The organism is Streptomyces thermospinosisporus, assembly GCF_039526425.1.
Classification (GTDB): Bacteria; Actinomycetota; Actinomycetes; order Streptomycetales; family Streptomycetaceae; genus Streptomyces; species Streptomyces thermocarboxydovorans.
On sequence record NZ_BAAAIZ010000067.1, the window covers coordinates 26,067 to 37,481 of the forward strand.

Below are 11,415 nucleotides of genomic sequence, written 5' to 3' on the forward strand. Positions count from 1 at the left end.
CTTCCACCTCTCGGAAGGAGCGTCCTCGTGGCTCTCCCGGATGCGACCGCCGACGGCGGCCCCGACGCCCGCAGCGGTGGGCTGCTCGACGACGTCGGCGACTGGGGCCCGGTGCGTACCTCCGTGGGCAGCTTCCGCCTCGCCCCCGTCCGTCTCGACCGCGACGTGCCGCTGCTGTCGGGCTGGATGAACGACCCCGCTGTCTCCGCCTTCTGGGAGCTGGCCGGGCCTCCGTCCGTCACCGCCGGCCATCTGCGGGCTCAACTCGGCGGCGACGGACGCAGCATGCCGTGCCTCGGCACGCTCAACGGTGAGCCGATGAGCTACTGGGAGATCTACCGGGCGGACCTCGATCCGCTGGCCCGCCACTGCGCCGTGCTGCCGCACGACATGGGCATGCACCTGCTGATCGGTCCCGCACGGGACCGGGGGCGGCACCTGGGCGGTGTGCTCATCAGGGCCGTGGCCGGCCTGATCCTCGACCGCAGACCCGACTGCATGCGCGTACTGGCGGAACCCGACCTGCGCAACATCCCTTCCATCGCCGCCTTCCTTTCCGCTGGCTTCCGGTTCTCCGCAGAGGTCGAGCTGCCCGACAAGCGGGCGGCCCTGATGGTCCGGGACCGGTCTCTGCGTCATCGGCTGTAGCGCTGTGTCACCGCGCTTTCACATGTGGTACACCGCAGCCGCCGGATCGGTTCCACCCTTCTCAGAGGAAATTTCCGTCCCGCCACGACCCCTTGGTCACGGCAGCCCCGCCCATGGCCCGCTGCACCCCACCCACGGCATGCCGCACCCCGCACCCCTACCCCCGCCCGAGGAGCCCGCTCGTGATCGCCGCCCCCTGTCTCGCCGTGATCGCCCGATTGTCAGTGCCGGGACGTAGGGTGGTCGCGCTATGACAAAGCCCTCACTCCCCGAACTCCTGCATGCTGCCGTCACTGCCGTCGGCGGTACGGAGCGCCCCGGCCAGGTGGCCATGGCCGAGGCCGTCGCCGAGGCGATCGACGACGGCTCCCATCTGCTGGTCCAGGCCGGCACTGGCACCGGTAAGTCGCTGGGCTACCTGGTGCCCGCGCTCGCACACGGGGAGCGGGTCGTCGTGGCGACGGCCACCCTCGCGCTCCAACGCCAGCTGGTGGAGCGCGACCTGCCGCGCACGGTGCAGGCCCTCCATCCGCTGCTCCGCCGGCGCCCCGAGTTCGCGATGCTCAAGGGCCGGTCCAACTACCTTTGTCTGCACCGGCTGCACGAGGGCATGCCGCAGGACGAGGAGGAGGGGCTCTTCGACCAGTTCGAGGCGGCCGCCCCCACCAGCAAGCTCGGCCAGGACCTGCTGCGCCTGCGCGACTGGGCGGACGAGACGGAGACCGGCGACCGGGACAACCTCACACCGGGCGTGTCCGACCGCGCCTGGGTGCAGGTGTCCGTGTCCTCGCGGGAGTGCCTGGGCGCCACCAAGTGCGCCTACGGCGCCGAGTGTTTCGCCGAGATGGCCCGCGAGCGCGCCAAGCTGGCCGATGTGGTCGTCACCAACCACGCGCTGCTCGCCATCGACGCCATCGAAGGTGCGCCGGTGCTTCCGCAGCACGAGGTGCTGATCGTCGACGAGGCCCATGAGCTGGTCTCCCGGGTCACCGGGGTCGCCACCGGCGAGCTCACGCCCGGCCAGGTCAACCGTGCGGTGCGGCGTGCCGCGAAGCTCGTCAACGAGAAGGCCGCCGACCAGCTCCAGACCGCGGCCGAGGGCTTCGAGCGGCTGATGGAGCTGGCGCTCCCCGGCCGCCTGGAGGAGATCCCGGAGGATCTGGGCTATGCGCTGATGGCGCTGCGCGACGCCTGCCGGACGGTGATCTCGGCGATCGGCGCCACCCGCGACAAGTCCGTGCAGGACGAGGACGCGGTCCGCAAGCAGGCGCTGGCCTCCGTGGAGACCGTGCACGACGTGGCGGAGCGGATCACCAACGGTTCCGAATGGGACGTGGTCTGGTACGAGCGGCACGACCGGTTCGGCGCGTCCCTGCGGGTCGCCCCGCTGTCGGTCTCCGGTCTGCTGCGGGAGAAGCTGTTCGCCGACCGGTCGGTCGTGCTGACGTCGGCGACGCTGAAGCTGGGCGGCGACTTCAACGGCGTGGGCGCTTCGCTGGGTCTGGGACCCGAGGGTGCCGAGGACGAGGACCTGCCGAAGTGGAAGGGCGTCGACGTCGGCTCGCCGTTCGACTATCCCCGGCAGGGCATCCTCTATGTCGCCAAGCATCTGGCCCGGCCCGCCCGCGACGGCGACCGCGGCGACATGCTGGACGAGCTCACCGAGCTGATCCAGGCGGCGGGCGGCCGCACGCTCGGTCTGTTCTCCTCGATGCGCGCGGCCCAGCTCGCGGCCGAGGAGCTGCGCACACGGATCCCCGAGTTCCCGATCCTGCTGCAGGGCGAGGAGACGCTCGGCGAGCTGATCAAGAACTTCGCCGCCGATCCCAGGACGTGCCTGTTCGGCACGCTGTCGCTCTGGCAGGGCGTCGACGTCCCAGGGCCCAGCTGCCAGCTGGTCGTCATGGACAAGATCCCGTTCCCGCGTCCGGACGACCCGCTGATGAGCGCCCGCCAGAAGGCCGTGGAGGAGGCCGGCGGCAACGGGTTCATGGCGGTCGCCGCCACGCATGCGGCGCTGCTGATGGCGCAGGGCGCGGGCCGTCTCGTGCGGGCCTCGGGCGACCGGGGGGTCGTGGCCGTACTGGACCCGCGGCTGGCGACGGCCCGCTACGGCACCTACCTCAAGGCGTCACTGCCCGACTTCTGGTACACCACGGACCGTAATCAGGTGCGGAAGTCGCTGGCCGCGATCGACGCGGCGGCCAAGCAGGCGGAGACCGAGGCCGCGGCCCAGGCGTAGGTGCAGGGATCGCGGGGTACCCTGCCGCGCCCGCGGCAGGGTACCCCGCGATCGCTCACCGTCTGTCACCGGGGTCCGCTTGCGCGGGTGGACCCCGGACAGCGCGGGACCCCGGAACCGGCGCAGGGGTTCCGGGGTCCGGTCACTGGGCGGGGCGGCCAGCCCCGCGGCCCGTGCTCAGACGCGGCGCAGGACGGCCACCACCTTGCCGAGAATGGTCGCGTCGTCGCCGGGGATGGGATCGTAGGCCGAGTTGTGCGGGAGGAGCCAGACATGGCCGTCCTCGCGCTTGAAGCGCTTGACGGTGGCCTCGCCGTCGAGCATCGCGGCCACGATGTCGCCGTTCTCGGCGACCGGCTGGCGGCGGACCGTGACCCAGTCGCCGTCGCAGATCGCGGCCTCGATCATGGAGTCACCGACGACCTTGAGGACGAACAGCTCACCGTCGCCCACGAGCTGGCGCGGGAGCGGGAAGACGTCCTCGACGGACTCCTCGGCGAGGATCGGCCCACCGGCGGCGATACGGCCGACCAGCGGCACGTAGGAGGCGGCCGGCTTGCCGGTGGTGTCCGCGGGCTGGACGGAGGCGGCCTGGTCGGAGCCGCGGACCTCGTAGGCGCGGGGGCGGTGCGGGTCGCGGCGCAGGAAGCCCTTGCGCTCCAGTGCCATCAGCTGGTGCGCAACCGAGGAAGTGCTGGAGAGACCCACCGCCTGACCGATCTCGCGCATCGACGGCGGGTAACCGCGGCGCTGCACCGAGTCCCGGATGACCTCGATCACCCGGCGCTGGCGGTCGGTGAGTCCGGAGCTGTCCGCCCGGATGCCGGGAGGTCGGCCCGGCAGGGAGCGCTTGTGCGCCTCGGGGTTGGCTTCGTTCATGGCGTGCACCGGCTCGAGTCGGCCCTGGGAGCGGTCCTGGGCAGTGATGGCGGCACTGTCTGCGGTGGTGGTCACGTCGGCCCCTCTCGATGGTCTCCCTGCAGCACAACGGTAGTTGCTTTCGAAAGGTTGCGCCAAACACACGTTCGAGTGAAAAATCGCGAATTGGCTTTCGTGATCTTGTGCTGCGGTGTATTGGCGACCGGGTTTACTGCCCGACAAACAGGCCATTCGGTTGTTGTACGCTTCACCGCCGGGGCGGCGGCCTCGGTGGTGGCCCCAGTCTGCCATCACGGCCGAGGCGGTGCGGGGAGCGGCCCGCTTTTCTCTCCCGGAGCCGCACGTCCCCTTCTTCGGGCATGCACGCCATCTCCTCAAACGCCCGCGCGCGGAGGGCCGGCCGGACGCCCGTGGGCTTCCCCTCCCGTGGCGACGGGCGACACGCGTGCACGGCGTGTATGTATGAGCCAATCCCCACATCTAGTGGTTGGATTGTCGCAGCGGCCCAGAAGTTGTGGTCCCCCGGGTCTCCGCGCCCGTCGAGATCGCCTATGCTGGAGCTGCTTCGTGGGGCCCGAGTGGCCCGGCGAGGCTATTGAGTCTGCTGTGAGGAGGGTTGGAGTCCATGCACTGCCCCTTCTGCAGGCACCCCGACAGCCGGGTCGTGGACAGCCGGACGACCGACGACGGCACGTCGATCCGCCGGCGCCGCCAGTGCCCTGACTGCTCCCGTCGTTTCACGACCGTGGAGACGTGCTCGCTCATGGTGGTCAAGCGGTCCGGAGTCACGGAACCTTTCAGCCGCACCAAGATCATCAATGGTGTGCGCAAGGCGTGTCAGGGCCGGCCGGTCACCGAGGACGCGCTCGCCCAGCTCGGCCAGCGCGTCGAGGAGGCGGTGCGGGCCACCGGAAGCGCCGAGCTGACCACCCATGACGTGGGACTGGCCATACTCGGCCCGCTGCAGGAGCTCGACCTCGTGGCCTATCTGCGCTTTGCCTCGGTCTACCGGGCGTTCGACTCGCTCGAGGACTTCGAGGCCGCGATCGCGGAACTCAGGCGGGCGGAGCAAGCCGCCGTGGACGACGAGGGCGGCGCGGGAGCCGGTACGGGGAGCCAGGGAGACGACAGCGGGTCCGCGGAGGCGGCGCAGGTCCCCGAACCCGCCCACACCGCCGGCTGACCGGCGAGGACCGCCCGGGACCGGTTTAAGGGGACCGGCCGGGCGGCGGCGAGAGAAGACCAGTCGCGGGCAGTGCGCGTGGGTGCCCGCGACATCAGGACAGAACACCGTGCCACGGGAACAACGGGGCACTTCAGGGCGTTTTCGCCCGTACAGGGAGGCGGCATGACAGAGACGGCGAGCGGTCCGGCACGGAGTTCCCGAGCCAAGGGCAACAAGGCGGGCAAGGGGCTGCGTGTGGAGCGCATCCACACCACTCCGGGAGTCCACCCCTACGACGAGGTGGCCTGGGAGCGCCGTGACGTCGTGATGACCAACTGGCGCGACGGCTCGGTCAACTTCGAGCAGCGCGGCGTCGAGTTCCCCGACTTCTGGTCGGTGAACGCGGTCAACATCGTCACCAGCAAGTACTTCCGTGGTGCCGTCGGCACCCCGCAGCGCGAGACCAGCCTGAAGCAGCTGATCGACCGCATCGTGAAGACGTACCGGAAGGCCGGCGAGGACCACAAGTACTTCGCCTCGCCCGCCGACGCCGAGATCTTCGAGCACGAGCTGGCCTACGCCCTCCTGCACCAGATCTTCAGCTTCAACAGCCCCGTCTGGTTCAACGTCGGCACGTCCCAGCCCCAGCAGGTCTCCGCCTGCTTCATCCTGTCCGTCGACGACTCCATGGAGTCGATCCTCGACTGGTACAAGGAAGAGGGGATGATCTTCAAGGGCGGTTCCGGCGCCGGCCTGAACCTCTCCCGCATCCGCTCCTCCAAGGAGCTGCTCTCCTCCGGCGGCAACGCCTCCGGCCCGGTCTCCTTCATGCGCGGCGCCGACGCCTCCGCCGGCACCATCAAGTCCGGCGGCGCCACCCGCCGTGCCGCCAAGATGGTCGTCCTCGACGTGGACCACCCGGACATCGAGGACTTCATCGAGACCAAGGTCAAGGAGGAGGAGAAGATCCGCGTCCTGCGCGACGCGGGCTTCGACATGGACCTGGGCGGCGAGGACATCACCTCCGTCCAGTACCAGAACGCCAACAACTCGGTCCGTGTGAACGACGAGTTCATGAAGGCCGTGGAGACGGGCGGAAAGTTCGGGCTGCGCGCCCGGATGACCGGCGAGGTCATCGAGGAGGTCGACGCCAGGGCGCTCTTCCGCAAGATCGCCGAGGCAGCCTGGGCCTGCGCCGACCCCGGCATCCAGTACGACGACACCATCAACAACTGGCACACCTGCCCCGAGTCCGGCCGGATCACCGCGTCGAACCCGTGCAGCGAGTACATGCACCTGGACAACACGTCCTGCAACCTGGCCTCGCTGAACCTGATGAAGTTCCTCAAGGACGACGGCAAGGGCAACCAGTCGTTCGACATCGAGCGCTTCCAGAAGGTCGTCGAGCTGGTCATCACCGCGATGGACATCTCCATCTGCTTCGCCGACTTCCCGACCGAGAAGATCGGCGAGAACACCCGCGCCTTCCGCCAGCTCGGCATCGGCTACGCCAACCTCGGCGCCCTGCTGATGGCCACCGGCCACGCCTACGACTCCGACGGCGGCCGCGCCCTCGCCGGTGCCATCACCTCCCTGATGACGGGCACCGCCTACCGGCGCTCCGCCGAGCTGGCCGCGGTGGTCGGCCCCTACGACGGCTACGCCCGCAACGCGGACGCCCACAAGCGCGTCATGAAGCAGCACGCCGACGCCAACGACAAGGCCGTCCGCATGGACGACCTGGACACCCCCGTCTGGGCCGCCGCCACCGAGGCCTGGCAGGACGTGCTCCGCCTCGGCGAGAAGAACGGCTTCCGCAACTCCCAGGCGTCCGTGCTCGCCCCCACCGGCACCATCGGCCTGGCGATGGGCTGCGACACCACCGGTGTCGAGCCCGACCTCGCGCTGGTCAAGTTCAAGAAGCTGGTCGGCGGCGGCTCGATGCAGATCGTCAACGGCACCGTCCCGCAGGCCCTGCGCCGCCTGGGCTACCAGGAGGAGCAGATCGAGGCGATCGTCGCCCACATCGCCGAGCACGGCAATGTGATCGACGCCCCCGGCCTCAAGCACGAGCACTACGAGGTGTTCGACTGCGCCATGGGCGAGCGCGCCATCTCCCCGATGGGCCACGTCCGCATGATGGCCGCGATCCAGCCGTGGATCTCCGGCGCCATCTCCAAGACGGTCAACATGCCAGAGTCGGCGACCGTCGAGGAGGTCGAGGAGATCTACTTCAAGGCCTGGAAGATGGGCGTCAAGGCGCTCGCCATCTACCGCGACAACTGCAAGGTCGGCCAGCCGCTCTCCGCCAAGAAGAAGGAGGCCAAGGAGGAGAAGGCCCAGGAGTCCTCCGAGGCCAAGGTCGAGAAGGTCGTCGAGTACCGCCCGGTCCGCCGTCGCCTCCCCAAGGGCCGGCCCGGCATCACGACCTCCTTCACGGTCGGCGGCGCCGAGGGCTACATGACCGCCAACTCCTACCCGGACGACGGTCTGGGCGAGGTGTTCCTGAAGATGTCCAAGCAGGGCTCGACCCTCGCGGGCATGATGGACGCCTTCTCCATCGCCGTCTCGGTCGGCCTGCAGTACGGCGTGCCGCTGGAGACGTACGTCTCGAAGTTCACCAACATGCGCTTCGAGCCGGCCGGTATGACCGACGACCCGGACGTGCGGATGGCGCAGTCGATCGTCGACTACATCTTCCGCCGCCTGGCGCTGGACTTCCTGCCCTTCGAGACGCGCTCCGCGCTCGGCATCCACTCGGCCGAGGAGCGCCAGCGTCACCTGGAGACCGGCTCCTACGAGCCGGCCGAGGACGAGGTCGACGTCGAGGGCCTGGCCCAGTCGGCGCCGCGCGCCCAGGAAATGAAGGCGGTCAACACGCCGAAGTCCGGGACCGAGGCGGCCAAGCCTGCCCCGCAGCAGGCGCACACCAGCGCCGAGCTGGTGGAGATGCAGCTGGGCATCCAGGCCGACGCCCCGCTGTGCTTCTCCTGCGGCACGAAGATGCAGCGCGCCGGTTCCTGCTACATCTGCGAGGGCTGCGGCTCGACCAGCGGCTGCAGCTGACGCCGGGCACGGCTCCGGGCTCTGCCCAGGGTGCTGGATGAGTCCTGAATGACTGAGGGGCGCCGACCACCGGGTCGGCGCCCCTCACTCGTGCTGTCGCGGGACGCGTGCCGTTCCCTGGACGGGGCCATGCGGCGGGCCCGGCCTGCCCGGCTCAGGAGCGGCGGGTCGCGCCCATCGTGCGGGCGAAGTCGGCCGGGTCCCCGTCGAAGCCCTGGACGCCGGGCCGGAACTCCCACGGGCCGGTTCCCTCACGGACGAACTCCGCCACCGTCGCCGCCGTGGCGCCCTGCACGCCGCCGAAGTCGTCCTCGGCCAGGACGTCGTACCCCTCCCGGATGCGCAGCCCGGGGTCGGCCACACCGGAGAACGTCCGCGGCGTGGGATGCTGCTGGATGACCACGCCGACCACCACGCGTCCGTACCGCTCGGCCAGCCGGTCCAGCTCCACCGTCAAGACCTCGTCGTAGCCGAAGCCCTTGCCGTCGGTGCTGTCCCGGTTGAGGGTGATCGTGCCGTCGGGGGAGCGGCTGTCGAAGTGCACCACATAGGCGGGATCACCATGCGGATCGCTCGCCAGATAGGGCGCGGCCACAAGGTCCAGATCCGTGGGCGGTTCCCCCGGCGGGCTCGGATCCCACCGCAGCGCGATCTCGACCTTGCGGATGCCCTTGCTGAGGCCGTTCACCAGACTTCCCCTTTCCCGTGACCGTCCGGCCAGCTCTCCCCAACTGCCTTTGCCTCCCGGAGGTTTGTCCATCCTGCCACGCACGAGGGATCTTCTGGCGGTAAGCGGTGACGACGAGCCGGACCGGCGCCACGCTCCGTGGCCTTACGATGGCGCGGTGCTGGTCAAGTGGATTCGCTGCACCGTGGTGGACCGCCGCGGTTTTGAACGGGGACAGCGAAAGTGGGCGGGGCTTCTGGGGGAGCCGGGGTTTCGCGCGCAGGGCGGTGGCTGGAGCCGCCGCCGGCCGGATGTGGCGCACATATTCTCCTTCTGGGAGAGCCGCGCCTTCTACGACTCGTTCATGGCGCGCTCCCACGACCGCCTCGCCGCGGCCCAGTCGGGCACCTTCAAGAACGCGCAGGTCAGACTCTTCGAGTACCGCTTCGACGTGAAGACCGGATTCGAGCCCCGATTCACCGACGCCGACCTGCTGCGGGTGGCGCTGTGCCGGGTGCACGAGGAGCGGGCGGAACACTTCGTCCTCATGCAGGAGAAGGTGTGGAACCCGGCGATGGCCGGCTCGCCGGGCATGGTCCGCGGCCTCTTCGGCGAGGCGCCCGGGCACGAGTACCTGGTGCTGTCCATGTGGCGCTCCGCCGCCGAGCACGGCAAGTACCGCACCGAGCGGGTGGAACGCCTCGCTCTGCGGGCCCAGACCGAGGCCGATGTCGCGGCCCTCACCGGGGACATCGTGGACATGGAACAGGCCTGGACGGTGTGAGGTGGACATGGAACCGGCCTGGACGGTCTGAGCGCGGGCGCGGCTGGACGGTCTGAGCACGGGGCCGCCGGATGCCCGCCGTGAGCACCCGGTCGCCTGCGACTAGGGTTTTGGCATGGCACGACCACGGCGCATCGTCCTTGTCCGGCACGGCGAATCAACGGGCAATGTTGATGACTCCGTGTACGAGCGCGAACCCGATCACGCGCTGGCCCTCACCGAGCGCGGCTGGCAGCAGGCGGAGGAGACGGGCAAGCGGCTGCGCGAGCTCTTCGGCCGGGAACGCGTCAGCGTGTACGTCTCCCCCTACCGCCGCACCCTTCAGACGCTGCACGCTTTCCGGCTCGACCCGGAGCTCATACGCGTCCGTGAGGAGCCCCGGCTGCGCGAGCAGGACTGGGGTAACTGGCAGGACCGCGAGGACGTGCGCCTGCAGAAGGCCTACCGGGACGCCTATGGCCACTTCTTCTACCGCTTCGCCCAGGGCGAGTCCGGAGCCGACGTCTACGACCGGGTCGGCAACTTCCTGGAGAGCCTGTTCCGCAGCTTCGAGGCCCCCGATCACCCGCCCAACGTGCTCCTCGTGACCCACGGCCTGGCCATGCGGCTGTTCTGCATGCGGTGGTTCCACTGGACCGTGGCGGAGTTCGAGTCCCTGTCCAACCCCGGGAACGCCGAGATACGGATGCTCGTTCTGGGGGAGAACGGCAAGTACACCCTTGATAAACCTTTCGAACGGTGGCGCGAGCCTGTGAGAGATCAGTGGATGGACGGGATCACTGGATAGAGTGGCAGGGCGATGACCGCTGACTCCTCTCCTGCCGGGCGCCTGGAGCGCGCCCTCGCCAGCCTGCGCGGACTGTCGGTGGGGGACGCGCTGGGCTCCCAGTTCTTCGTGCCGGTGAACTACCCGCTGCTCAGGCGCCGCGAGCTGCCCCCCGGCCCGTGGCAGTGGACCGACGACACGGAGATGGCCTGCTCCGTGGTCGCCGTCCTCGTCGACCACCACCGGATCGACCAGGACGCCCTCGCGCGGTCCTTCGCCGAGCACCACGACTTCGACCGGGGCTACGGCCCCGCCGTGACCCGCCTGCTGGGCCAGATCCGCGAGGGCGGCGACTGGCGTGAGCTCGCCGCCGCGCTGTTCAAGGGCCAGGGCTCCTGGGGCAACGGCGCCGCCATGCGCATCGCCCCGCTGGGCGCCTGGTACGCCGACGATCCCGAGCAGGCCACCCACCAGGCCGAGATCTCCGCCTACCCCACCCATCAGCACCGCGAGGCCGTGGTCGGCGCCATGGCCGTCGCTGCGGCGGCCGCTCTCGCCGCCGCCCCCGGCGGCCCGCCCGGCGCGGAGGCCCTGCTCGACGGCGTGATCGACCTGGTGCCCCGGAGGAGCGCGGTCGGTGCGGGGCTGCGCCGCGCCAAGGACATGCTCGACTACGGCGACCCGGCGACGGTGGCCGCCGTGCTCGGCTGCGGCCGCCGCACGTCGGCCCATGACACCGTGCCGTTCGCCCTGTGGTCGGCCGCGCGCGCCCTGGGCGACTACGAGCAGGGGTTCTGGACGACCGCACAGGCGGGCGGGGACATCGACACGACGTGCGCCATCGTGGGCGGAGTGATCGCCGCCGGCAAGGCGGGAGCGCCGCCCGCCGAATGGATTGACCGGGTCGAGCCACTGCCGGACTGGGTGCCGACCTCGGTGTGAGCACTTTCTTCGACACTCTCCGTGCATCCTGGGAACTCTGCGTGACCGGCCGCTCGTTGTGAGGACAACCGCTGTGTGAGCCGTGGGCTCTCAGTGGGTGGGGGTCTCGATGTGCTCGGCCGGCCGAGCCGCACGGGCGCTCACGAATCAGGTCGGGTCATCGAGAAGTACGGGGGTGCGGACATGGGTGTACTGCTCGTCGTCCTGCTTTTGCTGCCGGTCCTCGCGGTCTTGCCAGTCCTGCCGGTCCGCTCGG

At 70.0% G+C, this 11,415-nt stretch carries 9 protein-coding genes; 7 read left to right on the forward strand and 2 right to left on the reverse strand.

Annotation, left to right across the window (positions count from 1 at the left end; genetic code table 11):
- Positions 1 to 27 precede the first annotated feature (27 nt).
- Both ABD207_RS21485 and ABD207_RS21490 read left to right on the forward strand, forming a co-directional pair.
- The gene (locus ABD207_RS21485; RefSeq protein ID WP_344014720.1) at positions 28 to 648 is read left to right on the forward strand and encodes a GNAT family N-acetyltransferase; all 621 of its coding nucleotides are present in this window, start codon (positions 28 to 30) and stop codon (positions 646 to 648) included.
- A gap of 250 nt (positions 649 to 898) precedes the next feature.
- Entirely contained in the window at positions 899 to 2,890 is a 1,992-nt protein-coding gene (locus tag ABD207_RS21490) for an ATP-dependent DNA helicase (RefSeq protein WP_344014721.1), read from the forward strand.
- 177 nt (positions 2,891 to 3,067) lie between these two features.
- Here the strand turns inward: ABD207_RS21490 and lexA are convergent, their stop codons facing one another.
- Positions 3,068 to 3,844, reverse strand: coding sequence for a transcriptional repressor LexA (lexA, locus tag ABD207_RS21495; protein ID WP_344014722.1), 777 nt, complete (start codon positions 3,842 to 3,844; stop codon positions 3,068 to 3,070).
- A gap of 550 nt (positions 3,845 to 4,394) precedes the next feature.
- Between lexA and nrdR the strand changes: the two genes are divergently transcribed.
- A complete protein-coding gene (gene nrdR / locus ABD207_RS21500; protein ID WP_344014723.1) occupies positions 4,395 to 4,952 on the forward strand; it encodes a transcriptional regulator NrdR in 558 nt (185 codons plus the stop codon).
- Positions 4,953 to 5,117: 165 nt separating this feature from the next.
- Positions 5,118 to 8,000 (forward strand): vitamin B12-dependent ribonucleotide reductase, encoded by a 2,883-nt coding sequence (locus ABD207_RS21505; protein ID WP_344014724.1) that lies wholly within the window; start codon positions 5,118 to 5,120, stop codon positions 7,998 to 8,000.
- A 154-nt stretch (positions 8,001 to 8,154) separates the two neighbouring features.
- On the opposite strand, the gene ABD207_RS21510 is transcribed toward ABD207_RS21505, so the two are convergent.
- Positions 8,155 to 8,688: a TerD family protein gene (locus tag ABD207_RS21510; RefSeq protein ID WP_344014725.1), complete on the reverse strand. Its 534-nt coding sequence runs from the start codon at positions 8,686 to 8,688 to the stop codon at positions 8,155 to 8,157.
- Positions 8,689 to 8,845: 157 nt separating this feature from the next.
- Between ABD207_RS21510 and ABD207_RS21515 the strand changes: the two genes are divergently transcribed.
- The 3 genes from ABD207_RS21515 (at position 8,846) to ABD207_RS21525 (ending at position 11,159) form a co-directional block, all read left to right on the forward strand.
- Positions 8,846 to 9,451 carry a YdbC family protein gene (locus ABD207_RS21515; RefSeq protein WP_344014726.1) on the forward strand — a complete coding sequence of 202 codons (606 nt, stop codon included), beginning with the start codon at positions 8,846 to 8,848 and terminating at the stop codon, positions 9,449 to 9,451.
- A gap of 115 nt (positions 9,452 to 9,566) precedes the next feature.
- Positions 9,567 to 10,238: a histidine phosphatase family protein gene (locus tag ABD207_RS21520; protein ID WP_344014727.1), complete on the forward strand. Its 672-nt coding sequence runs from the start codon at positions 9,567 to 9,569 to the stop codon at positions 10,236 to 10,238.
- A gap of 12 nt (positions 10,239 to 10,250) precedes the next feature.
- Positions 10,251 to 11,159, forward strand: a complete 909-nt coding sequence (locus tag ABD207_RS21525; protein ID WP_344014728.1) for an ADP-ribosylglycohydrolase family protein — start codon at positions 10,251 to 10,253, stop codon at positions 11,157 to 11,159.
- The last annotated feature ends 256 nt before the right edge of the window (positions 11,160 to 11,415 follow it).